Below are 23,365 nucleotides of genomic sequence, written 5' to 3' on the forward strand. Positions count from 1 at the left end.
GGACTCATATCTTGGCTTGGATCGTCAATAAGCAATCGTCACAAGAAGAGCTTGCTGAACGCTTCCGCAAGCTGATGTGTGCGCCGGAAATATTGCAAATTACCGGTGTTCATGACGGGATGGCCGCCTTGCTTGCGAAGGAGGCCGGTTTTTCTGCCTTATACTTATCGGGTGCGGCTTATACGGCCAGCAGGGGGCTGCCTGATCTCGGAATTGTTACGTCGGCAGAAATGGCCGAACGGGCAAAAGATCTTGTCCGCGCAGCAGACCTGCCTTTGCTCGTTGATATCGATACGGGCTTTGGCGGGGTATTAAACGCTGCCCGCACCGCCCGCGAGATGCTGGAAGCAAGGGTGGCAGCTGTGCAAATAGAGGACCAGCAGCTTCCGAAAAAATGCGGGCATTTGAATGGCAAACAGCTTGTCCCGGCTCAGGAATTGGCGCAAAAAATAAAAGCCATTAAACAAGCGGCACCATCACTTGTGATTGTCGGCCGTACAGATGCAAGAGCGCAAGAAGGACTTGAATCCGCAATAAAACGCGCTTTGGCATACATTGAGGCGGGAGCGGACGCAATTTTCCCTGAAGCGCTTCAAACGGAAAACGAATTTCGCCAGTTTGCTGAACAGATCCCTGTCCCGCTTCTTGCCAATATGACTGAGTTTGGGAAAACCCCGTATTATCATGCAGATGAATTTGCTGCTATGGGGTTTCAGATGGTGATCTATCCGGTCACCTCGCTCAGAGCTGCGGCAAAGGCTTATGAACGGATGTTTAGCTTGATAAGGGAGCGCGGATCGCAAAAAGAAGGGCTTGATGATATGCAGACGCGTAAGGAGCTGTATGAAACGATTTCTTATTATGATTATGAAGCGCTGGACAAAACGATTGCCAAGACCGTCTTGCCTGATAAATAATGCGAACAAAAAAGCCGGAGCATTCTCCGGCTTTTTTACATCTTTTGTTTTCTGAATCGCGGACTGACTTGATTGCGTTTTCTGTCTCTGTACAAGATGAACCCGGCCAGCACATACAGGCCGAAAACGAAAAAGATTAATCCTGATAAACCTTGGAGCCAAAGAGAAGAAAATGGCTTTACCGTATGGCCGAAAAGCATATCTCTCATCAGTTTAATGCCTAAAGCAGAAATGGCGCCGGGGAGCACTAAAATCAAAAGCGCAAGAAGTCGGCTCATGTTCAGAAAACCCCTTTATTTTTCATTTCCTTTATTGTCCAGCGGAAAAAATATTTTGTCAAGAGAAGAAAACGTGGTAACATAGGGTTGTGCAAATTATTGCAACGGAAAAAACAGGTATGCAAATTTTTTCATACAAAGGGGTATCGGGATGCAGAAGGTACTGATCGTAGGTGCCGGTAAAAGGGGAACGGCGTTATTACAAATTCTCATTAAAACAGCCATCATAGACATTATTGCCGTGGTTGACAAAAACCCCGAAGCGCCGGGATTAAAAGAAGCAAAACATTATGGAATTGCCGTTTCATCTGATTGGAAACCATACATACAACAAAAGCCGGATATCGTCATTCATACAACGGGTGATCAAGCTGTACTTGACGAACTCCTTCAGGAAAAACATGAGCAGACCATTGTTATGCCGGGAAAGATGGCTTACATTGTGTTTCAGCTTATGGAAGAAAAACAGCAGCTGATTCAAATGCTAAAAGAACAAACATACAAACATGACCGAATCTTTAATTCCACCCACGACGGAATGATTTTTATTGATATCAATGAAGAGATCATTCTGTTTAATCATATGGCTGAAAATATGGTGGGAAAACAACGTGAGGAAGTCATTGGACGCCCGATCAAAGAAGTCATCCCGAGCACAAAGATGCCTCGGATTTTAAAAACGAGAGAGCCTGAATACAATCAAAAACAGCTCTTGGGAGAAAATTTGCAAATTGTAACAACAAGGCTGCCAATCATTGATGAAGGCGGACGTCTGCTCGGAGCACTCAGTGTATTTAAGGATATTACAGATGCGGTCGAGCTGGCGGAGGAAGTGACAAATTTAAAACAGGTGCGCACGATGCTGGAGGCGATTATACAATCCTCCGACGAGGCGATTTCTGTCGTTGATGAAAACGGCATTGGCCTGTTGATCAATAAAGCATACACAAAAATGACTGGGCTTTCTGAAAAAGAAGTCATCGGCAAGCCGGCGAGCACTGATATTTCTGAAGGGGAAAGCATGCATTTAAAGGTGCTTGAGACAAGACGCCCAGTGCGCGGCGTCAGAATGAAGGTCGGCCCGAATGAAAAAGAGGTCATCGTCAATGTAGCGCCGGTGATTGTGGATGGCATTTTAAAAGGCAGTGTCGGCGTGATCCATGACGTGTCAGAAATTAAAATGCTGACCGCGGAGCTTAACAGGGCCAGGCAGATTATCCGCACGCTCGAAGCGAAATATACCTTTGACGATATTATCGGCAAAAGTGAGCAAATGCTGGTTGCGCTTGAGCAGGCGAAGCTTGGAGCGAAAACGCCGGCAACGATTTTGCTGCGCGGAGAATCGGGCACGGGCAAAGAGCTGTTTGCCCATGCCATCCATAACGAAAGCGACAGGAAATACAATAAATTCATCCGCGTAAATTGCGCCGCTCTTTCAGAAAATCTTCTGGAATCAGAACTGTTTGGCTACGAGGAAGGCGCGTTTTCGGGAGCGAAGCGCGGCGGCAAGAAGGGCTTATTTGAAGAAGCCAATAACGGCAGCATTTTCTTAGACGAAATCGGCGAGCTGACGCAAAATATGCAGGCGAAACTGCTGCGCGTCCTTCAAGAAAAAGAGATCGTCAGAGTGGGAGGCACGAAGGCAATCCCTGTTAATGTGAGAATTATTGCAGCCACAAATGTAAATATCGAAAAAGCAATGGCGGATGGGACGTTCCGTGAAGATCTGTATTACCGCATCAATCGCTATCCCATCTCTATCCCTCCTTTGCGTCAGCGGATTGAAGACATTGAAGCGCTCAGTGAAAGGCTCATTCAAAAAATTAACCGCGATTACGGCCGGAATGTAAAGGGACTGACCCAGCAGGCTTTGCGGGCATTGTCGGCTTACCATTGGCCGGGAAATGTCCGCGAGCTGGAAAATGTCCTTGGACGAGCAATGATTTTTCTGAAGCCGCACATGGAATGGATTGAAAAAGAGCATTTGCCTGTATTTGAAATAGAACAAAAAGAAAGCAGCGCAGAACAGGGAGCCGGTTTTGATTTTCCTGACATCGAAGGCGAAAAGCTGTCTAAGGCCGTTGAAAAATTTGAAGCGCACTTGATTCAGCAAACGCTGGAAAAGCATCATTTTAACCGTACGAAAACAGCGAAAGCCCTCGGCGTCAGCATTCGAAATTTATATTACAAAATGGATAAATACGGCCTTGCAAATGAAGGCATGCAATAATTTGCAGAATAAGCGCAAACGTCTGCACGAATCTTTCTTCGCATCCATCATGACAGCATCGCACCGAGCTGGCATAGAACTTGCATAATAAAAAGCGGAGTCGAGACAAGAAAGGTGGTAACTGATGAAGCTGAAAGATTTGATCGGCAAAGCGTCGATGTACAAAAACAAGACCATTGCGGTTGCTCATGCTGAGGATGAGGAAGTGATCCGGGCTGTGAAACTGGCAGCCGAGCATTTGTCCGTCCGTTTTTTATTAGTGGGCGACAGCAAAAAACTGAACGACCTGACATCCTCCATGCAAGGGCATCAAGTGGAAATCATTCATGCCAATACGCCGGAGGAATCGGCGAAGCTAGCGGTTCGCGCTGTTCATCAAAAAAAAGCAGACGTCTTAATGAAAGGGAATGTGCCGACTTCTGTTTTGCTTAAAGCGGTATTAAACAAACAGGAAGGGCTGCGGAAATCCCGTGTCCTTTCTCATGTGGCCGTGTTTGATATTCCTGACTTTGAGAGACTCATGTTTGTGACAGATTCGGCTATGAATATTGCCCCTTCGCTGGAGGAGCTTCAGCAGATTCTTCAAAATGCTGTTCATGTCGCGCGTGCAGTAGGGAACAATATGCCAAAAGCGGCTGCCCTTGCAGCGGTAGAAACGGTAAATCCGAAGATGGAAGCGACGGTCAATGCAGCTGCTCTCGCCCAAATGTGCAAAAGAGGGCAGATTAAAGGGTGCATTGTAGATGGACCGCTTGCCTTGGATAACGCAGTATCGCAAATCGCCGCGGCTCAGAAAAAGATTTCGGGAGACGTAGCGGGCAGCGCCGATATCCTTCTTGTCCCTTCGATTGAAGCGGGAAATATTTTATATAAATCACTGATTTATTTTGCGAAAGCACACGTGGCGGCTGTCATTACGGGGGCCAAAGCGCCGATTGCATTAACGAGCAGAGCGGATTCCGCTGAAAACAAACTGTATTCGATCGCGCTGGCATTATGCGCATCTGAAGAATACACACTTTAGGAGGAACTGATATGGAACTTTTTAAATATATGGAGCAATACGATTATGAGCAATTGGTTTTCTGCCAAGACGAACAATCAGGATTAAAGGCAATTATCGCAATTCATGATACAACACTGGGACCAGCGCTCGGCGGAACGAGAATGTGGACGTATGAAAATGAAGAAGCTGCGATTGAAGACGCACTGAGACTTGCAAGAGGCATGACCTATAAAAACGCGGCGGCAGGCTTAAACCTGGGTGGCGGAAAAAACGGTTATCATCGGCGATCCGCGCAAGGATAAAAATGAAGAAATGTTCCGCGCGTTCGGCCGTTATATTCAAGGGCTTAACGGCAGATATATTACGGCTGAGGATGTCGGCACAACGGTTGAGGATATGGATATCATTCATGATGAAACAGATTTTGTCACAGGTATTTCCCCAGCATTCGGCTCTTCAGGAAATCCGTCTCCTGTTACTGCTTACGGGGTGTATAAAGGCATGAAGGCTGCCGCTAAAGCTGCATTCGGCACGGACTCTCTTGAAGGAAAAACCATCGCTGTACAGGGTGTTGGCAACGTGGCTTACAATCTATGCCGCCACCTTCATGAAGAAGGAGCAAGCTTAATCGTTACGGATATCAACAAGCAATCAGTTGAACGTGCGGTACAAGATTTTGGCGCTCGTGCGGTTGATCCAGAAGATATTTATTCACAAAACTGCGATATTTATGCGCCGTGTGCTCTTGGTGCAACCATCAATGACGATACTATTAAGCAGCTGAAAGCTAAAGTGATTGCAGGCGCGGCTAACAATCAGCTGAAAGAAACTCGCCACGGCGATCAAATTCACGAAATGGGCATTGTTTACGCACCGGACTACGTCATCAACGCGGGCGGCGTTATCAACGTTGCGGATGAGCTTTATGGCTATAATGCGGAACGTGCACTGAAAAAGGTTGAGGGCATTTACGCTAACATTGAACGTGTCCTTGACATTTCCCAGCGTGACGGCATTCCGACGTATTTAGCGGCTGACCGCTTGGCTGAAGAACGAATTGAACGCAATCGCCGCTCAAGAAGCCAGTTTTTGCAAAACGGCCACCATATATTAAGCAGACGCTAAGAAATTGATCTGGAGGTTTTGAAATGCTACATGATGAAAAACGCATTCTCACCATTAATCCAGGCTCAACTTCAACGAAAATCGGTGTTTTTCATAATGAACGCAGTATTTTTGAAAAAACACTGAGACACGACATAGAAGAGCTGCAGCAGTTCGACCATATTATTGACCAGTATGAGTTTCGAAAAAAGCATATCCTCGAATCGCTTCATGAACAGGGCATCAATATTTCAAAATTTGATGCTGTCTGTGCCAGAGGGGGTCTTCTCCGTCCGATAGAAGGCGGGACATATGAAGTGAATGACGATATGATTGAGGACTTGAAAAGCGGTTATGCAGGACAGCATGCCTCCAATTTAGGAGGCATTATCGCAAGAGAAATTGCTGACGGCCTCAACATTCCATCTTATATTGTAGACCCTGTTGTAGTTGACGAAATGTCAGAGCTCGCTAAAATATCAGGTATGCCGGAAATTGAACGGAAAAGCATTTTTCATGCTTTAAACCAAAAAGCTGTCGCCCGTAAGGCGGCAGACTCTCTTGGCAAACGATATGAGAATATGAAATTGATCATTACTCATTTGGGCGGCGGCATTACAATAGGTGTACATGACCGGGGCCGGGTGGTCGATGTCAACAACGGCCTTCACGGAGAGGGGCCGTTCAGTCCTGAACGCGCAGGAACAGTGCCTGCGGGGGATCTCGTCGATTTATGCTTTTCAGGAGAATATACAAAAGAAGAAATGATGAAAAAACTGGTGGGAACCGGCGGGCTCTCCGGTTATCTCGGTACAAATGACGCTGTGAAAGTAGAACAAATGATTCAGGAGGGCGATGAAAAAGCCCGCTTAATTTTTGACGCCATGGCGTATCAGGTAGCGAAAGAAATCGGAGCAGCAAGCGCCGTTTTAAAAGGCGAAGTCGAGGCCATTGTTCTGACAGGAGGTCTGGCTTACGGCAAAAGCTTTGTTTCCAGCATCAGATCATACATAGATTGGATTTCGGACGTATTAGTATATCCGGGAGAAAACGAACTGCAATCTCTGGCCCAAGGAGCGCTCAGGGTATTGCAGGGCGAAGAGCAATCCAAACAATATCGCATTGAATAGACAGACAGGAGTGAGTCAGATGGCAACTGAGTATGATGTAGTCATTCTGGGCGGCGGTACAGGCGGTTATGTCGCGGCGATCAGAGCGGCGCAGCTCGGCTTAAAAACAGCCGTTGTAGAAAAAGAAAAGCTCGGCGGAACATGCCTGCATAAAGGCTGTATTCCGAGTAAAGCGCTGCTTAGAAGCGCGGAAGTGTACCGGACAGCCCGTGAAGCCGATCAATTCGGAGTCGAAACGTCCGGCGTTTCCCTCAACTTTGAAAAGGTACAGCACCGTAAGCAGGCTGTTGTTGATAAGCTTGCAGCAGGCGTCAATCATTTAATGAAAAAAGGAAAAATTGACGTGTATGACGGATATGGGCGCATCCTCGGACCGTCTATTTTCTCTCCGCTGCCGGGAACGATTTCTGTTGAACGGGGAAATGGCGAAGAAAATGACATGCTGATCCCGAAGCAGGTCATTATAGCTACAGGTTCAAGGCCGAGAATGCTTCCGGGTCTGGAAGCGGACGGAGAGTTTGTTTTGACCTCAGATGAAGCGCTCCAAATGGAGGAGCTTCCAAAATCAATGATCATCGTCGGCGGAGGGGTCATTGGAATCGAATGGGCATCCATGCTTCATGACTTTGGCGTAAACGTAACGGTTATCGAATATGCGGACCGGATATTGCCGACTGAAGACCAGGACATTTCAAAAGAAATGCAAAGCCTTTTTACGAAAAAAGGAATTCAGTTTGTCACAGGAGCTAAAGTGCTGCCTGATACGTTAAAAAAATCATCAGACGAAATCAGTATACAGGCGGAAAAAGACGGAGAAACCGTCACTTATACATCGGAAAAAATGCTTGTTTCCATTGGCAGACAGGCAAATATCGAAGGCATCGGTTTGGAAAACACCGATGTTGTCACTCAAAATGGCGTCATCTCTGTTAACGGCAGCTGCCAGACGAAAGAATCTCATATTTATGCGATCGGGGATGTCATCGGGGGCCTTCAGCTTGCTCATGTGGCGTCACATGAAGGAATCCTTGCAGTGGAGCATATCGCAGGCCTCAATCCGCACCCGCTTGACCCGGCACTTGTACCGAAGTGCATCTATTCCAGCCCGGAAGCAGCTAGTGTGGGTTTAACGGAAGAAGAGGCAAAGGCGAAGGGACACGATGTCAAAATAGGAAAGTTCCCATTTATGGCGATCGGAAAAGCACTTGTGTACGGGGAAAGCGATGGCTTCGTAAAAATCATAGCTGATCGTGCCACAGATGATATTCTCGGCGTGCATATGATAGGCCCGCATGTCACTGACATGATATCAGAGGCAGGTCTTGCAAAAGTGCTGGATGCGACGCCATGGGAGATCGGACAAACGATCCACCCGCACCCGACGCTGTCTGAAGCGATTGGAGAAGCAGCGCTTGCTGCAGATGGCAAAGCCATTCATTTTTAAAAGCATAAAGGAGGCGCTTGAATGAGTACAAACCGACATCAAGCATTAGGGCTGACTGATCAGGAAGCCGTTGATATGTATAGAACCATGCTGTTAGCAAGAAAAATCGATGAAAGAATGTGGCTGTTAAACCGCTCTGGTAAAATCCCGTTTGTTATCTCTTGTCAAGGACAGGAAGCAGCACAAGTAGGAGCAGCTTTCGCCCTTGACCGTGAAACGGATTATGTGCTGCCTTACTATAGAGACATGGGTGTCGTGCTCGCGTTTGGCATGACCGCGAAGGACTTAATGATGTCCGGGTTTGCCAAAGCAGCAGATCCAAACTCAGGTGGCCGCCAAATGCCGGGGCATTTCGGTCAAAAGGAAAACCGGATCGTGACGGGGTCTTCTCCGGTAACAACGCAAGTGCCGCATGCGGTCGGCATTGCGCTGGCTGGACGCATGGAGAAAAAAGACATTGCAGCTTTTGTCACATTTGGAGAAGGATCTTCAAACCAAGGCGATTTCCATGAAGGGGCAAACTTTGCCGCTGTTCATAAGCTTCCGGTTATTTTTATGTGCGAAAACAACAAATACGCGATTTCGGTCCCTTACGATAAGCAAGTGGCCTGTGAAAATATTTCAGATCGTGCCGTAGGCTATGGAATGCCTGGTGTAACGGTGAATGGAAACGATCCGCTAGAAGTTTATCAAGCGGTGAAAGAAGCGCGTGAACGGGCGCGCAGAGGAGAAGGCCCTACCTTAATTGAGACGATTTCTTACCGCCTGACACCGCATTCCAGCGATGACGACGACAGCAGCTACAGAGGCCGTGAAGAAGTAGAGGAAGCGAAAAAAAGTGATCCCCTGTTTACTTATCAAGCTTACTTAAAGGAAATAGGCCTGCTGACCGAAGAGATAGAACAAACCATGCTGGACGAAATCATGGCAATCATAAACGAGGCGACAGATGAAGCGGAGAACGCTCCTTATGCAGCTCCTGAGTCAGCGCTCGATTATGTGTATGCGAAGTAGGGAGGAAGTACAAATGTCAGTAATGTCATATATTGATGCGATCAATTTGGCGATGAAAGAAGAAATGGAACGAGATTCACGTGTCTTCGTTCTTGGGGAAGATGTAGGGAAAAAAGGCGGTGTATTTAAAGCCACAGCCGGCCTGTACGAACAATTTGGAGAAGAGCGTGTCATGGATACGCCGCTTGCTGAATCGGCGATCGCCGGAGTCGGTATCGGAGCGGCTATGTACGGCATGAGGCCGATTGCTGAAATGCAATTTGCAGATTTTATTATGCCGGCGGTAAACCAGATTATCTCCGAGGCTGCTAAAATCCGTTACCGCAGCAACAATGACTGGAGCTGCCCGATCGTTGTCAGAGCGCCGTACGGTGGCGGCGTGCACGGAGCGCTTTATCATTCTCAATCAGTCGAAGCAATTTTTGCCAATCAGCCCGGACTGAAAATTGTGATGCCTTCAACGCCATATGACGCGAAAGGACTCTTAAAAGCTGCAGTTCGTGATGAAGATCCGGTGCTGTTTTTTGAGCATAAACGCGCGTACCGTCTGATCAAAGGAGAGGTTCCGGCAGATGATTATGTACTTCCTATCGGCAAGGCTGATGTAAAAAGGGAAGGCGATGACATCACGGTGATCACATACGGGCTTTGTGTCCACTTTGCTTTACAGGCTGCAGAACGTCTCGAAAAAGACGGCATTTCTGTATATGTGGTGGATTTAAGAACGGTATACCCGCTTGATCAAGAAGCGATCATCGAAGCGGCATCCAAAACCGGAAAGGTCCTTTTGGTCACAGAAGATACAAAAGAGGGCAGTATCATGAGTGAGGTGGCTGCCATTATATCCGAGCATTGTCTGTTCGACTTAGACGCGCCGATCAAACGGCTTGCAGGTCCTGATATTCCGGCTATGCCTTATGCGCCGACAATGGAAAAATACTTTATGCTCAACCCTGATAAAGTAGAAGCGGCGATGAGAGAATTAGCGGAGTTTTAAAGACGTAAGGAGGATACGATCATGGCAATAGAACAAATGACGATGCCGCAGCTTGGCGAAAGCGTAACGGAGGGCACGATCAGTAAATGGCTTGTCGCCCCTGGAGATAAGGTGAACAAATACGATCCGATTGCGGAAGTTATGACAGATAAGGTAAACGCGGAGGTTCCGTCCTCTTTTACCGGTACAATAACAGAGCTTGTGGGAGAAGAAGGCCAGACCCTGCAAGTCGGAGAAGTGATTTGCAAAATCGAAACAGAAGGCGCAAAGCCGGCTGAACAAAAACAAGATCAGGCGGAAGCGCCAACTGCCGGGCAAGCTGCTCCTGAAAGCCGCACTGAAGCAGCCAGTCAGGCCAATAAGAAACGTTTTTCTCCAGCCGTACTTCGTTTGGCCGGAGAGCATGGCATTGACCTTGAGCAAGTGAAAGGAACGGGCGCCGGCGGAAGGATCACGAGAAAAGATATTCAGCGTATCATTGATTCAGGCGGCGTTTCAGAACAGACTGAAGAGCCAAAAGCAGCAGCTCCTGCACCAGCGCAAAAACAGGAGACGAAAGAAAACGTTTCTCATCCTGCTGCAGCAGCCGGAGATAAAGAAATTCCTGTCACAGCTGTTAGAAAAGCGATCGCTTCAAATATGAAACGAAGCAAAACAGAAATTCCTCACGCTTGGACGATGATGGAAGTCGATGTCACAAACATGGTGGCATACCGAAACAGTATAAAAGATTCCTTCAAGAAAACAGAAGGCTTTAATTTAACTTTTTTCGCCTTTTTCGTAAAAGCGGTCGCTCAGGCGTTAAAGGAATTCCCGCAAATGAACAGCATGTGGGCGGGGGACAAAATCATTCAGAAAAAAGATATCAACATTTCAATCGCGGTTGCCACGGAAGATTCTTTATTTGTTCCGGTGATCAAAAACGCTGATGAAAAAACGATTAAAGGCATTGCGAGAGAAATTACCGACCTTGCCAAAAAGGTAAGAGACGGAAAACTGTCAGCAGACGATATGCAGGGAGGAACGTTTACCGTCAACAATACAGGTTCATTCGGATCTGTTCAGTCGATGGGAATCATCAATTATCCTCAGGCTGCGATTCTTCAAGTGGAATCGATCGTCAAACGCCCGGTTGTCATGGATCATGGCATGATTGCGGTCAGAGATATGGTCAATCTGTGCCTGTCTTTAGATCACAGAGTGCTTGATGGCCTCGTGTGCGGAAGATTCCTGGCACGTGTCAAAGAAATTTTAGAATCGATAGATGAGAAGACCTCTGTCTACTAAACAAACAGAAAGAGCATTTTTTGAACGATAACTTCAAAAAATGCTCTTTTTCTATGTACCATTATTCTGCGATTCGGATTTTCATTTCAACCCGATATTCTTCTTGTTTTTTCGGAGAATAATGAATCGGTATGATTAACTCGTAAACATCACTGATAACCGTTAATTGACGGTCCGTGATATACTTGATCAGCTTTTGTAAGTTGAGAAAATAATGCTCTGGCGAGAAATTATAAGCGATACAAACATATTTGCCTTTTGGTATTGTTGTGATTTCCATATCCGGCGTAATCGCAGAAATTTGTTTATTCGTTAAGACAGGCGTAAAAATATGACGGTAAGTCATTTCATCAATGTTGTTGTACGGCTGAAACGAGAAAGTAGCACCGTAGCTATTGTTCGAAAAACCATCAGCTGATTCGATAAATGTTTTTAGTTTGCTGTATGAGGCGTTGAGCACGTTTTCAGGCCCGATTCCCTCTGCCTCTGTCTGTATAATCCGTGTTTCTTCCTCATGTAGAACAAACACCTCACCGAGCGCAGGATATTCCATCTGCCGTTTCATTCGCTTTTTCACCAGAGAAATGGTCTGCTCCAATGTTGATAAAAAATCTAATTTCTCCCTGATTTGCTTTTCCTGCTCTGTATAAAAAGCAAACAGTTCCTCCATCTCTAATTCCTGTGCCTTTTTCATCTCTTCTAAAGGTGTGCCAATATATTTTAATGATTTGATCAAATCAAGATGATAGAGCTGGGAGTCAGTATAATAGCGGTAGTTCGTATCCGGGTCGACGTAGGCGGGTTTGAATAAATCAATCTTATCGTAGTAACGAAGCGCTTTAATCGACACATTTGCCAGTTTTGAAACTTCTCCAATTGAGTAAAACGAGTCCTTCATGCCATCCCCCCTTATGATCAGTATAATGAAAAAGCGCATCCTTTGCAGTACACAAAGAATACGCTTTTTTTACATGCTGGCTTTTATATGGGCAGGGGCTTTCCAGGCAATGGTCAGCGCAATGCCTATGGCTAAAGCTACTGTTGCAAAATAAAATGGATAGTTTAAGTCAATATCGAATAGCATTCCCCCGATAATAGGGCCGAACACATTGCCGATACTCGTAAACATTGAATTCATCCCGCCGGCAAACCCCTGTTCATTTCCCGCAATTTTTGACAGATAGGTTGTTACGGCCGGCCGCATAAGATCGAATCCGACAAATACGGTGAAGGTAACTAATAAAATCGCAGCATATGAATTTACGATGGTCAGCAAAAACACAAGACTAGTTGAGAGAATTAAGCTGTAGCGGATTAAACGGATTTCCCCAAACCACCTTGTGAAGCGGTCGAATAAGACGACTTGCGTGATGGCTCCGACAATTGCTCCCCCAGTTATCAAAATGGCAATGTCACTGGCCGTAAATCCGAATTTATGATCAACGAATAACGCAAATAAAGATTCAAACGATGCTAATCCAAAAGACGATATTAAAATGATGAGAAAAGCAATGAAATACATAGGTGCAAAAATCCGCTTGAATCCTGTCTTTTGGCCCTCTATTTTCTCATTCTCAGGATTTCGCTCCGGTTCCCGAAGCGTTAGCATCGATAAAATGGCTGCTATTAACGCAAAGGCTGCCGCAAAGAAGAAAGGCAGACGGGAATGGATTTCCGCTAAAAATCCGCCAATGCCGGGACCGATAATAAAACCTGTTGAAATAGCGGCTGACATATAGCCGAGCGCTTTCGGCCGTGTTTTAACAGTAGTGATATCGGCGATAAAAGCCGTGACCCCGGGCATAATGAAAGCAGCACTGATACCGCCAAGCATACGGGATATAAATAAAATGTCAACTGTTTTTCCGATGCCGAATAAAAACTCTGAAACACTAAAAAACAACAGGCCAATCACGATCATAATTTTGCGTCCGAAGCGGTCAACCCAGCGTCCGGCGATTGGTGACACAATAAGCTGCGTAACAGCGAAGCATGCAACCATATAGCCGACCGCGGTACCGGATAAATGCAATTCATTCATAATCGCGGGCGTTACCGGAATCACAAGCCCGATCCCTAAAAAGGCAATGAATAAATTGGTTAATAATATAGCTAATGTGATGTTCTGTTTCTTCATGTGACTTCCCCTTTTTACGAAAGTGTATCCCTTATACTGTAAGACCTCCTCTTAGGGGAGAGTCAACGGATTTCTTTCTATGAAGCTGTTCGCTCTTTATAAACGTCCTTTACCAGCGGACAGTTATTCATTGCGGGGAATAAGCATGTCAATGTGCTGCGGAAGGACTTGAATCACAGCGGGTGTATGTGTGTACACTTCTCCATCTGTATCAGCCTTTTTGACGGTATCCGTTTCAATTTCGACGCGAGAGGCCTGAACATAGGACAGCTCACCGGTGAACCGCTCTATTGTGCCCTGTTCCATATTCATCAGCTCGCGCAAAGCGGAGAGATTGGTGCTGCGGCAAATGAGGATATCAAGTAATCCGTCACTTATACTGGCATCTGGCAGGGGAATTCGATTCGTTCCAATGTATTGTCCGTTCATGACAAGCAGCATAACGGCTTCATCTTTTATCTCTTGCCCATCGATTGTCAATGAAATAGGAAAGGACTCAGCGGATGAGACGGTACGTAACGCGCTTGTAAAATAGCTGATTTTTCCTAATAACGCTTTTTCCGTTTCGTTGATTTGATTCGATGTTTCTGCGATCAGGCCGATCCCCCAGAAATTCAAAAAATAACGATCGTTCATCTGGCATACATCAACCTTGGATTTTTTTCCTGACACGAGTGCTTCGGCTGCCTTTGCAAGATTTTGAGGAATGCCCAGCACTCTTGAAAAGTCATTGCACGTTCCGCCGGGCAAAATACCGACAGCTGGCCTTCTTTCTAAAGTACTGATGCCATTGATGCATTGATGGACTGTACCGTCGCCGCCGAGAATAAAGACAGTCTCGATAGAATCATCTATTGAACGGCAAAAATGATAGGCATCGTCTTTTTTCTTTGTCTGTTTAATGATCACCTCATCTAACGATTGTGATAAAACCGGCACAACAGCTCCTAATGCTTTTTCTATATTTTTGTTGCCGGCGTTTCCGTTATGAATAAGTAAAGCTTTCCGGTGGCTCATACAAAACTGCTCCTTTATTTATACATCTGATTATATAATTCCCTTATCTTGTAAGGAGTAAACGGAAAGCAAAAAATCCTCCGATATAAGCGGTAGCATTTGCCGATAAGGCGGTTTCCTTGCTATCATAAGAACAGATGATGAAAAAGGAGAGGTCTTCATTGAACATGGACTTTAATTTATTTATGAATGATGTTGTCCGCCAAGCGAGACAAGAAATTACAGCTGCCGGATATACCGAACTGAAAACAGCTGAAGAGGTGGACGAGGCACTTACGAAAAAAGGAACGACGCTTGTCATGGTCAATTCTGTCTGCGGATGCGCGGGCGGGATCGCAAGACCGGCTGCATACCATTCCGTTCATTATGACAAAAGACCTGACCAGCTCGTGACTGTGTTTGCGGGACAGGATAAAGAAGCGACGGCAAGAGCGCGCGAATATTTCGAAGGATATCCGCCATCCTCTCCGTCATTTGCTATTCTAAAAGACGGGAAAATCATGAAAATGGTGGAGCGTCATGAGATTGAAGGCCATGAGCCGATGGCAGTTGTCTCTAAACTGCAGGAAGCCTTCGAAGAATATTGCGAAGAAGTATAAGATAAAACCCCGGATGCCCGAGCGGCACGGGGTTTTTTTGTGCATAAAATTCCAAGTCATGATGAATAAATATTAGAGTTTATTCAATGGATGCGCTATAAAAGATGTCCTTTTGCCTAGTGATAGGAGAAGAGATTGCTGGAAAAATAAGCTTCGAGATAATTTTTAAAAATAGTATTGCATAAAAATAAGAAAGTGTTTAAAATACAAATTAACGAATAAATATTCAAATATGATAAAAGTAATGAATATGGGGGAAATGGATCATGAAAAAATGGCTCTTATTACTGGTAGCTGCGTGCATCACCTTTGCATTATCTGCTTGCGGCTCAAGCAATTCAGGTTCAGAAAGCGGGAAGAAAAAGATAATTATGGGAACTTCGGCGGATTACAAACCGTTTGAATATAAAGATGGCGATAACATTGTCGGTTTTGATGTAGATTTGGCAAAGGCCCTTGCGAAGAAAACCGGCTACGAAATTGAAGTGCAGGATATGGACTTTAACAGCTTAATTACAGCACTGAAATCAAAACAAGTTGATTTGGTTTTGTCAGGAATGACACCGACGCCTGATCGTAAAAAACAAGTTGATTTTTCCGATGTATATTACACAGCGAATCATATGATTGTCAGCAAAAAAGACAGCGGCATTAAGTCTTTAAAAGATTTGAAAGGAAAAACAGTCGGCGTTCAGCTTGGCTCCATTCAGGAAGAGAAGGGGAAAGAGCTTTCTCCGGAATATGATTTTAAAACTGAAGACCGCAACAGAATTTCTGATTTGGTGCAGGAAATCAAATCTGACCGTTTTGATGCTGCGATTATTGAAGACATGGTGGCAGAAGGGTATTTCAAATCAAATGATGACCTGCAGGGCTTCGTGATTCCTGATGCGAAAGCGGAAGAAGCCGGTTCTGCGATTGCTTTCAGAAAAGACAGTGAACTGACGGACAAATTCAATAAAGCGCTCAAAGAAATGCAAGATAACGGAGAGCTCGATAAATTGAAGAAAAAATGGTTCACTGGCGAGAAGTAAAAAAAGCGGCTCAACTTTTTCGTTGAGCCTTTTTATTGAATAGGAAATTTTTTTTCCTGTAAGAAAAGGAGACAAAGGCTATGAATTTGGATTTTTCAGCAACGATCCCCCAAATTCCTTTTATATTAGAAGGCTTAGCAATCACATTAAAAATTGTTGTTGTATCTGCTATTATCGGACTTATATTAGGGATTGTGCTAAGCTTATGCAAGATCAGCACATTCCGCCCGCTGATCTGGATTGCTGATTTTTACACATCAGTATTTCGCGGCACGCCTTTAGTGCTGCAGCTTATGATTGTTTATTTCGGGCTCCCGCAGCTGCTCGGCTTTCAAATTGACCAGTTTTGGGCGGCGGTTGTCGCATTGTCACTGAATTCCGCTGCTTATGTATCGGAAATTATCAGAGCGGGAATCAACGCAATTGATAAAGGGCAAAAAGAGGCTGCTGTCGCACTGGGTGTTCCGTACGGCAAAATGATGAAGGATCTGCTTTTGCCGCAGGCCTTCAAAAATATATCACCTGCCATTGTAAATGAATTAATTACGTTAACAAAAGAATCAGCGATCGTTACAGTTATTGGTCTTGGCGATGTTATGAGACGGGCGTATCAAGCTGGCGCCGCCACTTACAATTACCTTGAGCCGCTGATTATCGCCGGATTGATTTATTATGTGCTTGTCCTTATTTTAACGTTTATCGGCAAGGCTGTAGAAAGGAAGCTGAAATCCAATGATTAAGGTTGAAAAGCTGTCAAAATCATTTGGGAAACATGAAGTATTAAAAAACATTTCAACAAACATCGCTGAAGGTGAGGTTGTTGCCGTCATCGGCCCTTCAGGCTCAGGCAAATCAACATTTCTTCGCTGTTTGAATCTCTTGGAGAAACCTAACGGCGGAACCATCACAATTAAAGACAAAGAGATTACGCAGCCGAAAACCAATACATTAAAGGTACGGGAAAACATCGGAATGGTATTTCAGCATTTTCATCTTTTTCCGCACAAAACGGTTCTCGAAAATATCATGTACGCACCTGTAAATGTCAAAAAAGAATCCAAGCAGACTGCACAGGGAAAAGCCGAAGAGCTGCTGCGCAAAGTCGGATTGTTTGAAAAGCGAAATGACTATCCAAACCGTTTATCAGGCGGACAAAAGCAGCGTGTCGCCATCGCTCGTGCTTTGGCAATGAATCCTGAAATCATGCTGTTCGACGAGCCGACATCCGCGCTTGACCCTGAAATGGTCAAAGAAGTGCTCCAGGTCATGAAAGAACTGGTTGAAACCGGTATGACCATGGTAATTGTTACACATGAAATGGGCTTTGCAAAAGAAGTAGCCGACCGCGTGTTATTTATGGATGAAGGGATGATTGTCGAGGACGGCAATCCGAAAGAATTTTTTCTTTCGCCAAAATCCAAAAGAGCGCAGGACTTTTTAGAAAAAATATTATAGAATATAGGGAAAAAGAAGAAGGCTTGTGCTTCTTCTTTTTTGTTGAAGAAACAAATAGAATGGAGTCCGACATGTTTAAAATTGGTTACCGCACAATAAAGACCGCACTTGGAACAGCTTTGGCTATTTATATAAGCCAGCTTTTACATCTGCAAAACTTCGCATCAGCAGGAATTATCACCATTTTGTGCATACAAATCACACAAAAACGGTCGCTTCAAGCGTCATGGGCCCGATTTGCAGCATGCTGTCTGGCAATTCTCTTTTCCTATCTCTTTTTCGAACTGATTGGCTATGATCCGTTTGTCATTGGATTGCTTTTGCTGATTTTCATCCCGACAACTGTTGTTTTAAAAATAAACGAAGGAATCGTCACCAGCTCAGTTATTATTCTTCATCTGTATATGTCCGGCGGCATTACGCCCCAATTCATCTGGAATGAAGTCCAGTTAATTACGGTGGGAATCGGCGTTGCTCTTTTAATGAATCTGTATATGCCGAGCCTTGACCGGAAGCTGATCGCCTATCGAAAAAAGATAGAGGACAATTTTGCTGTCATTTTCGCAGAAATCGAACGGTATTTGTTAACTGGTGAGCAAGATTGGACAGGAAAAGAAATTCCGGAAACACACCAGTTAATCACTGAAGCCAAAAACCTGGCGTACCGAGATGTACAAAACCACATTCTGCGCCACGAAAATCAGCACTATCATTATTTTAAAATGAGAGAAAAACAATTTGAAATCATCGAGCGCCTTCTCCCTAAAGTGACATCGATTTCCATTACGGTGGATCAGGGAAAAATGATTGCTGAATTTCTTCGCGATCTGCGGGAAGCAATTCACCCGGGGAATACAGCCTACAAATTTTTGAAAAGACTTGCTGACATGAGAAAAGAATTCGAAGAGATGCCGCTTCCTGCGACAAGAGAAGAATTTGAAGCGAGAGCCGCACTCTTTCATCTTCTTGGGGAAATGGAGCAATATTTAGTGATCAAAAGTTATTTCAAAGGAATCAAAGCAGAAAAATCGCTCGCTTAACTCGCATGAGCTCATCCTACATTGGTCAACCTAATGGAAAAGGAGGAGCTTATGCGTTTTTTCTTATGTTCAATATTTATGATTATTTCTCCGATATGGCCGCTTGGTGAAAATCCTCTTCCGGGTGACCCGTATGTCATCGTCAACAAGAAAACAAATGAGCTTGCTGTCATCATCGACAACAAAATTGAAGGCGTTTATCGTGTGGCAACCGGAAAGTCGGATGATCTGACGCCTGAGGGAGAATTTTCGATTACAGTAAAAGCGGCGAATCCTTATTACAGAAAGAAAAATATTGAAGGCGGAGCTTCTGAGAACCCGCTTGGGGCAAGATGGATTGGGTTTGATGCGAGAGGGACAGACGGCCGGATCTACGGAATTCACGGGACAAACCGGGAAGAATCTATCGGTCAATTTGTATCTAACGGCTGTATACGTATGCATAACGATGAAGTTGTCCATCTGTTTCAAGAGATTCCGGTGGGGACGAGAGTGCTGATCACGAAAGACTCCCGGGCTTTTGAGGAGATTGCCATTGAGCATAAAGCCCTGATAAAAAAGCAGGATGTTCCTGTTCAATAGGCCGCCTGCTTTTTTATCATTATAAAAACATAACGATTCCTGAGAGTACTGTTGAAAGAATAAAAACTCCCAAAATCACGATTAAAACGCTTTTCATCAGTTTTTGAGACATGGTTTCACTCCTTAGACAATCTGATTATATTTTATCGTGTTTTGTATGGGCGGACAAGCGATATCTATTGCCGGAAAGCAGGGATGAAAATGACCGGACTTGACCATATTGGGATTGCCGTTTATTCCATAAACAAGGCCAGAGCTTTTTATGAAGATGTATTGGGATTAACGTTTCTTCATCAAGAAACGGTTGAAGAGCAAAAGGTGACCATTGCTCTTTTCCAAGCGGGAGGCGTTTATTTGGAGCTGATCGAGCCGTTAACGCCTGACAGCCCTGTCCGTACATTTTTAGATAAAAAAGGAGAGGGGCTGCACCATGTTGCGTTTTTATGCAGCGGCTTAACAGATCAGCTTCAAGCATTATCAAACCGGCAAATTGATGTAATAAACAGGCACCCGAGACAGGGAGCAAACGGGAAACAGATCGCGTTTATTTCTCCGCGGGAAACAAATGGCGTGCTTGTAGAGCTCTGTGAACCGAAAGGAGATCAAGACATTGAACATGAATGAGCATATCGGTCATCTATACAACAGGCGCAGGCAGGCGGAAGAAGGCGGGGGACATGCGAAGCAAGCTGAACAGCGGAAAAAGGGAAAGCTCACAGCGCGGGAAAGGATCGCCTATCTCTTGGATGAGGATAGTTTTATCGAATTATATCCCTTCATGGAGAGCCGAAGCTTAACGAGGGAGCAGCGTATATTGGGAGATGGAGTCGTGACGGGTTACGGTACGATTGACGGCCGCTCTGTATATGTGTTTGCGCAGGATTTTACCGTATTCGGCGGGGCGCTTGGCGAAACCCATGCGAAAAAGATTACCTCTCTTATGGATCTTGCAGCAAAAAATAAAGCCCCGATTATCGGGCTGAACGACTCAGGTGGTGCGAGAATTCAAGAGGGTGTGGTATCATTAGATGGATACGGTCACATATTTTACCGAAACGTCTTATATTCCGGAGTCATTCCGCAAATCTCGGTTATATTAGGGCCGTGCGCTGGAGGCGCTGTGTACTCTCCGGCACTTACTGATTTTATCTTTATGGCAGAACAGACGGGCCGAATGTTTATTACCGGTCCGAAGGTCATTGAAAAAGTAACAGGAGAACAGGTTGATGCGGAGAGCTTAGGAGGAGCGGGAATACATAATGCCGTCAGCGGAAATGCCCACTTTTCCGGAAAAACGGAAGAGGAGGTTCTGGCAGGAGTGAAGAAGCTGCTGTCTTATTTGCCGCTCGACAAACAGATATCACTACCTTCATCTGTGGATGAGGCCTCCAGCTCGTTAATAAACCGCCTCGTGCCGGCTGACAGCACAAAGCCGTATGATGTTCGGGCGGTGATTCAGGAATTGGCTGATCCGCAGTCTTTTTTTGAGATTCAGCCGTATTTTGCGAAAAATATAGTCATCGGATTTGCAAAGCTTGGCCAAAAAACGATCGGAATTGTGGCAAACCAGCCGAAACATTTAGCAGGAAGCCTGACGATTGACGCGGCTGATAAAGCAGCGAGATTTATCCGGTTTTGTGACGCCTTTGACATCCCGCTGTTAACTGTCGAAGATGTTCCGGGGTTTTTGCCCGGCATTCAGCAGGAGCATAACGGCATTATCAGACACGGAGCCAAATTGCTGTTTGCTTATGCAGAAGCGACGGTCCCAAAAGTAACGCTCATTATAAGAAAAGCGTATGGCGGGTCGTATGTCGCCATGAACAGCAAATCCATCGGAGCGGATCTCGTGTTTGCTTGGCCAAATGCCGAAATCGCAGTGATGGGTGCTGAAGGTGCGGCATCTATTTTGTATGATAAGGATATTGAAGCGTCAGCTGACCCGCAAAAGACAAAACGCGAAAAAACAGCTGAATACAAAAAACAAAACGCCAGCCCTTACAAAGCGGCGGCATGCGGAATGGTCGATGACATCATTTTGCCGGAAGAATCAAGGAAAAGACTCATCCAAGCTTTTCACATGCTTGCACATAAGACAGAAGAGAGACCGAAAAAAAAGCACGGTAACATACCGCTTTAACATGGAGGGGACTTACAAATGGTGAATGAAAAACGCCTGCTGGAAGAATTTTTAGAGCTTGTTCAAATCGATTCAGAAACGAAGCACGAAGCTGAAATCTGCAAAGTGCTGAAACAAAAATTTTCTGATTTAGGTGTAGATGTAAAAGAAGACGATACGATGGGTATCACTGGCCACGGAGCAGGAAACCTAATCTGCACATTAAAAGGAACGAAAAAGACAGATACAATTTATTTTACATCTCATATGGACACAGTCGTACCCGGAAACGGCGTAAAACCGGTTGTTGAGGACGGGTATGTTAAAACAGACGGCACAACAATTTTAGGCGCCGATGACAAAGCGGGATTGGCTGCCATGTTTGAAGCAATTAAAGTGCTCAAAGAAGAAAACATTGAGCACGGCACGATTGAATTCATCATCACAGTAGGTGAAGAATCAGGTCTTATCGGGGCAAAGGCGCTGGACCGTTCCATGATAACAGCATCCTACGGTTATGCTCTTGATTCAGACGGAAAAGTCGGCAATATCATTGTTGCGGCACCGACTCAGGCGAAGGTAAGAGCGGCGATTTATGGTAAAACTGCACACGCTGGAGTTGAACCAGAAAAAGGTATATCAGCGATTACAATCGCAAGCAAGGCCATTTCAAAAATGCCTTTGGGCCGCATCGATGAAGAAACAACAGCAAACATCGGCCGATTTGAAGGCGGCACACAAACAAACATTGTGTGCGACGAAGTTCACATTCTCGCTGAAGCCCGTTCTTTAGTTCCAGAAAAAATGGAAGCGCAGGTTCAAAAAATGAAAGCTGCTTTTGAAGAGGCAGCGGCTGATATGGGCGGACGTGCAGATGTCGAAATCGAAGTCATGTATCCAGGGTTTAAATATCAAGATGGCGACCAAGTCGTTGAAATCGCGAAAAAAGCGGCAGCGAAAATCGGACGCACGAGCGAGCTGCAAACGAGCGGCGGCGGAAGCGACGCAAACGTAATCGCAGGCCACGGCATCCCAACGGTCAATCTTGCTGTCGGGTATGAGCAAATTCATACGAAGAACGAAAAAATGCCGATTGAAGAGCTGGTGAAAACAGCAGAAATGGTTGTTGCCATTATTGAAGAAGCAGCAAAATAATGAAGAAAAACCCGAGTGCGGATCTGGCATTCGGGTTTTTTTCTGACAGTCAGCGCCATTGTCGAAGCGGCCAAAATAACACGTCTTGTTTTTTGGCATAATGAAGCAGCGGTTCTGAGTCTGGTAAAGTGATTTCGTGAGCATCAGCCACTGTATTGATTGAAAACTGGGCCTCGGCTCTTTGAAGAAGCCAAGGATGATGGTGAATGTCCTCATAATAGAGCTTGTCATGATGGGCGGTGTAGAGTCTGTAGCGCTCCGTCAGCCAGTAATCAAGCGAATCCTCTTGCGCTGTAAAAGGCGCAGAGAGCGGCCGGTACTTGGCGCCGAATTCTGCTTTTCCGGCGTCTCTCCGTTTGCTTCTATATTCCATATCAGCCCCATTTTTTTCGGCTTTCATATCGGCGTAAAAATAAGGCAAATGAAAGAAAGTCCGTGCACCTTGAACTGCCAGCCGATGATCAGCATCTAAGCTGAAGAAATAAATGCCCGGCTTGCCTTTATAGGTGACATAAGTGCGCAGGTTAAGCTCTGGAAAGGACTGGGCTCCGGGAATAGGAGGGAGAAAACGCGCGCGAAGGTTTGTGAGCATAAAGGGAAGCACGCTGACCCAAGCTTGTCCGTTGTATGTATCTATGTCCAATATCGGCGGAATCTTAGCTCGAAGGGTAGAGTAATCAACCGGCCAATGAGCAAATAAGACATCATTCCATGTTTGTTTCATGATCCAAATTCCCTCAGGCACAGAAATATTTTTTTGTTGAGACTGTTCCGTCACGACACCAGCTCCTTTCCTTTGGATGTGAGTAAAGGTATTCCC

General features: G+C 45.3%; 23 protein-coding genes and 1 pseudogene. 18 read left to right on the forward strand and 6 right to left on the reverse strand.

Annotated elements, in window-relative coordinates:
- Positions 1 to 11: 11 nt before the first annotated feature.
- Positions 12 to 917, forward strand: coding sequence for a methylisocitrate lyase (prpB, locus tag H7F27_RS08965; protein WP_101861012.1), 906 nt, complete (start codon positions 12 to 14; stop codon positions 915 to 917).
- 35 nt (positions 918 to 952) lie between these two features.
- Here the strand turns inward: prpB and H7F27_RS08970 are convergent, their stop codons facing one another.
- A complete protein-coding gene (locus H7F27_RS08970) occupies positions 953 to 1,195 on the reverse strand; it encodes a DUF2627 domain-containing protein (RefSeq protein ID WP_024121990.1) in 243 nt (80 codons plus the stop codon).
- 151 nt (positions 1,196 to 1,346) lie between these two features.
- Here H7F27_RS08970 and H7F27_RS08975 point away from each other — a divergent pair, with 151 nt between their 5' ends.
- The 8 genes and pseudogenes from H7F27_RS08975 (at position 1,347) to H7F27_RS09010 (ending at position 11,407) form a co-directional block, all read left to right on the forward strand.
- Positions 1,347 to 3,425 carry a sigma-54 interaction domain-containing protein gene (locus tag H7F27_RS08975; protein WP_185848843.1) on the forward strand — a complete coding sequence of 693 codons (2,079 nt, stop codon included), beginning with the start codon at positions 1,347 to 1,349 and terminating at the stop codon, positions 3,423 to 3,425.
- Between the two features lie 124 nt (positions 3,426 to 3,549).
- Positions 3,550 to 4,449: a phosphate butyryltransferase gene (yqiS, locus tag H7F27_RS08980; protein WP_059293634.1), complete on the forward strand. Its 900-nt coding sequence runs from the start codon at positions 3,550 to 3,552 to the stop codon at positions 4,447 to 4,449.
- An 11-nt stretch (positions 4,450 to 4,460) separates the two neighbouring features.
- Positions 4,461 to 5,556 (forward strand): annotated as a pseudogene (bcd, locus tag H7F27_RS08985) (branched-chain amino acid dehydrogenase).
- A gap of 23 nt (positions 5,557 to 5,579) precedes the next feature.
- On the forward strand, positions 5,580 to 6,665 hold the full coding sequence (gene buk, locus H7F27_RS08990) for a butyrate kinase (protein ID WP_185848844.1): 1,086 nt from the start codon (positions 5,580 to 5,582) through the stop codon (positions 6,663 to 6,665).
- A 19-nt stretch (positions 6,666 to 6,684) separates the two neighbouring features.
- Positions 6,685 to 8,109, forward strand: a complete 1,425-nt coding sequence (gene lpdA / locus H7F27_RS08995) for a dihydrolipoyl dehydrogenase (RefSeq protein WP_185848845.1) — start codon at positions 6,685 to 6,687, stop codon at positions 8,107 to 8,109.
- 21 nt (positions 8,110 to 8,130) lie between these two features.
- Entirely contained in the window at positions 8,131 to 9,123 is a 993-nt protein-coding gene (gene bfmBAA, locus H7F27_RS09000; protein ID WP_024121984.1) for a 3-methyl-2-oxobutanoate dehydrogenase subunit alpha, read from the forward strand.
- A 13-nt stretch (positions 9,124 to 9,136) separates the two neighbouring features.
- Complete coding sequence (gene bfmBAB, locus H7F27_RS09005; protein ID WP_185848846.1) at positions 9,137 to 10,120, forward strand: 3-methyl-2-oxobutanoate dehydrogenase subunit beta; 984 nt, start codon at positions 9,137 to 9,139, stop codon at positions 10,118 to 10,120.
- 21 nt (positions 10,121 to 10,141) lie between these two features.
- The gene (locus tag H7F27_RS09010) at positions 10,142 to 11,407 is read left to right on the forward strand and encodes a dihydrolipoamide acetyltransferase family protein (protein WP_103672248.1); all 1,266 of its coding nucleotides are present in this window, start codon (positions 10,142 to 10,144) and stop codon (positions 11,405 to 11,407) included.
- A 61-nt stretch (positions 11,408 to 11,468) separates the two neighbouring features.
- On the opposite strand, the gene H7F27_RS09015 is transcribed toward H7F27_RS09010, so the two are convergent.
- From H7F27_RS09015 to H7F27_RS09025, 3 genes are all read right to left on the reverse strand, one after another.
- Complete coding sequence (locus H7F27_RS09015) at positions 11,469 to 12,305, reverse strand: MerR family transcriptional regulator (protein ID WP_185848847.1); 837 nt, start codon at positions 12,303 to 12,305, stop codon at positions 11,469 to 11,471.
- Between the two features lie 69 nt (positions 12,306 to 12,374).
- A complete protein-coding gene (bmr, locus tag H7F27_RS09020; RefSeq protein ID WP_024121980.1) occupies positions 12,375 to 13,544 on the reverse strand; it encodes a multidrug efflux MFS transporter Bmr in 1,170 nt (389 codons plus the stop codon).
- Positions 13,545 to 13,667: 123 nt separating this feature from the next.
- Positions 13,668 to 14,561 carry a YegS/Rv2252/BmrU family lipid kinase gene (locus tag H7F27_RS09025; RefSeq protein WP_024121979.1) on the reverse strand — a complete coding sequence of 298 codons (894 nt, stop codon included), beginning with the start codon at positions 14,559 to 14,561 and terminating at the stop codon, positions 13,668 to 13,670.
- A gap of 161 nt (positions 14,562 to 14,722) precedes the next feature.
- Here H7F27_RS09025 and brxB point away from each other — a divergent pair, with 161 nt between their 5' ends.
- The 6 genes from brxB (at position 14,723) to H7F27_RS09055 (ending at position 19,271) form a co-directional block, all read left to right on the forward strand.
- The gene (brxB, locus tag H7F27_RS09030) at positions 14,723 to 15,160 is read left to right on the forward strand and encodes a bacilliredoxin BrxB (protein ID WP_024121978.1); all 438 of its coding nucleotides are present in this window, start codon (positions 14,723 to 14,725) and stop codon (positions 15,158 to 15,160) included.
- Between the two features lie 266 nt (positions 15,161 to 15,426).
- Positions 15,427 to 16,194 carry an arginine ABC transporter substrate-binding protein ArtP gene (artP, locus tag H7F27_RS09035; RefSeq protein WP_024121977.1) on the forward strand — a complete coding sequence of 256 codons (768 nt, stop codon included), beginning with the start codon at positions 15,427 to 15,429 and terminating at the stop codon, positions 16,192 to 16,194.
- An 80-nt stretch (positions 16,195 to 16,274) separates the two neighbouring features.
- Entirely contained in the window at positions 16,275 to 16,934 is a 660-nt protein-coding gene (gene artQ, locus H7F27_RS09040; protein ID WP_014664528.1) for an arginine ABC transporter permease ArtQ, read from the forward strand.
- Positions 16,927 to 17,649 carry an arginine ABC transporter ATP-binding protein ArtM gene (artR, locus tag H7F27_RS09045; protein ID WP_024121976.1) on the forward strand — a complete coding sequence of 241 codons (723 nt, stop codon included), beginning with the start codon at positions 16,927 to 16,929 and terminating at the stop codon, positions 17,647 to 17,649. The genes artQ and artR overlap by 8 nt, the downstream gene beginning before the upstream one ends.
- 71 nt (positions 17,650 to 17,720) lie before the next feature.
- A complete protein-coding gene (locus H7F27_RS09050; protein ID WP_095713307.1) occupies positions 17,721 to 18,689 on the forward strand; it encodes an aromatic acid exporter family protein in 969 nt (322 codons plus the stop codon).
- Between the two features lie 51 nt (positions 18,690 to 18,740).
- Positions 18,741 to 19,271: a L,D-transpeptidase gene (locus tag H7F27_RS09055; protein ID WP_103672246.1), complete on the forward strand. Its 531-nt coding sequence runs from the start codon at positions 18,741 to 18,743 to the stop codon at positions 19,269 to 19,271.
- Between the two features lie 19 nt (positions 19,272 to 19,290).
- Here the strand turns inward: H7F27_RS09055 and prli42 are convergent, their stop codons facing one another.
- Positions 19,291 to 19,383: a stressosome-associated protein Prli42 gene (prli42, locus tag H7F27_RS09060; RefSeq protein WP_003226489.1), complete on the reverse strand. Its 93-nt coding sequence runs from the start codon at positions 19,381 to 19,383 to the stop codon at positions 19,291 to 19,293.
- A gap of 89 nt (positions 19,384 to 19,472) precedes the next feature.
- Between prli42 and mce the strand changes: the two genes are divergently transcribed.
- From mce to H7F27_RS09075, 3 genes are read left to right on the forward strand one after another with little or no spacing between them, the layout of a single operon-like run.
- On the forward strand, positions 19,473 to 19,895 hold the full coding sequence (mce, locus tag H7F27_RS09065; protein WP_101861003.1) for a methylmalonyl-CoA epimerase: 423 nt from the start codon (positions 19,473 to 19,475) through the stop codon (positions 19,893 to 19,895).
- The gene (locus H7F27_RS09070) at positions 19,888 to 21,411 is read left to right on the forward strand and encodes an acyl-CoA carboxylase subunit beta (protein ID WP_103672294.1); all 1,524 of its coding nucleotides are present in this window, start codon (positions 19,888 to 19,890) and stop codon (positions 21,409 to 21,411) included. Before mce ends, H7F27_RS09070 begins: the two co-directional genes overlap by 8 nt.
- An 18-nt stretch (positions 21,412 to 21,429) precedes the next feature.
- Positions 21,430 to 22,545 (forward strand): tripeptidase T, encoded by a 1,116-nt coding sequence (locus tag H7F27_RS09075; RefSeq protein ID WP_185848848.1) that lies wholly within the window; start codon positions 21,430 to 21,432, stop codon positions 22,543 to 22,545.
- A gap of 49 nt (positions 22,546 to 22,594) precedes the next feature.
- On the opposite strand, the gene H7F27_RS09080 is transcribed toward H7F27_RS09075, so the two are convergent.
- On the reverse strand, positions 22,595 to 23,323 hold the full coding sequence (locus H7F27_RS09080) for a YqjF family protein (RefSeq protein WP_185848849.1): 729 nt from the start codon (positions 23,321 to 23,323) through the stop codon (positions 22,595 to 22,597).
- Positions 23,324 to 23,365: the final 42 nt, after the last annotated feature.

Origin of the sequence: Bacillus sp. PAMC26543, assembly GCF_014250375.1 — a bacterium.
GTDB lineage: Bacteria > Bacillota > Bacilli > Bacillales > Bacillaceae > Bacillus > Bacillus halotolerans.

Bases quoted from the DNA above. Each gene is read 5' to 3' on its own strand.
- bfmBAA (WP_024121984.1), top strand. From the start codon at position 8,131: ATGAGTACAAACCGACATCAAGCATTAGGGCTGACTGATCAGGAAGCC.
- H7F27_RS09055 (WP_103672246.1), top strand. From the start codon at position 18,741: ATGCGTTTTTTCTTATGTTCAATATTTATGATTATTTCTCCGATATGG.
- H7F27_RS08970 (WP_024121990.1), bottom strand. From the start codon at position 1,195: ATGAGCCGACTTCTTGCGCTTTTGATTTTAGTGCTCCCCGGCGCCATT.
- bmr (WP_024121980.1), bottom strand. From the start codon at position 13,544: ATGAAGAAACAGAACATCACATTAGCTATATTATTAACCAATTTATTC.
- buk (WP_185848844.1), top strand. From the start codon at position 5,580: ATGCTACATGATGAAAAACGCATTCTCACCATTAATCCAGGCTCAACT.
- yqiS (WP_059293634.1), top strand. From the start codon at position 3,550: ATGAAGCTGAAAGATTTGATCGGCAAAGCGTCGATGTACAAAAACAAG.
- H7F27_RS09015 (WP_185848847.1), bottom strand. From the start codon at position 12,305: ATGAAGGACTCGTTTTACTCAATTGGAGAAGTTTCAAAACTGGCAAAT.
- artQ (WP_014664528.1), top strand. From the start codon at position 16,275: ATGAATTTGGATTTTTCAGCAACGATCCCCCAAATTCCTTTTATATTA.
- artP (WP_024121977.1), top strand. From the start codon at position 15,427: ATGAAAAAATGGCTCTTATTACTGGTAGCTGCGTGCATCACCTTTGCA.
- lpdA (WP_185848845.1), top strand. From the start codon at position 6,685: ATGGCAACTGAGTATGATGTAGTCATTCTGGGCGGCGGTACAGGCGGT.
- H7F27_RS09070 (WP_103672294.1), top strand. From the start codon at position 19,888: ATGAATGAGCATATCGGTCATCTATACAACAGGCGCAGGCAGGCGGAA.
- bfmBAB (WP_185848846.1), top strand. From the start codon at position 9,137: ATGTCAGTAATGTCATATATTGATGCGATCAATTTGGCGATGAAAGAA.
- H7F27_RS09025 (WP_024121979.1), bottom strand. From the start codon at position 14,561: ATGAGCCACCGGAAAGCTTTACTTATTCATAACGGAAACGCCGGCAAC.
- H7F27_RS09075 (WP_185848848.1), top strand. From the start codon at position 21,430: ATGGTGAATGAAAAACGCCTGCTGGAAGAATTTTTAGAGCTTGTTCAA.
- artR (WP_024121976.1), top strand. From the start codon at position 16,927: ATGATTAAGGTTGAAAAGCTGTCAAAATCATTTGGGAAACATGAAGTA.
- H7F27_RS09050 (WP_095713307.1), top strand. From the start codon at position 17,721: ATGTTTAAAATTGGTTACCGCACAATAAAGACCGCACTTGGAACAGCT.
- prli42 (WP_003226489.1), bottom strand. From the start codon at position 19,383: ATGTCTCAAAAACTGATGAAAAGCGTTTTAATCGTGATTTTGGGAGTT.
- mce (WP_101861003.1), top strand. From the start codon at position 19,473: ATGACCGGACTTGACCATATTGGGATTGCCGTTTATTCCATAAACAAG.
- H7F27_RS08975 (WP_185848843.1), top strand. From the start codon at position 1,347: ATGCAGAAGGTACTGATCGTAGGTGCCGGTAAAAGGGGAACGGCGTTA.
- H7F27_RS09010 (WP_103672248.1), top strand. From the start codon at position 10,142: ATGGCAATAGAACAAATGACGATGCCGCAGCTTGGCGAAAGCGTAACG.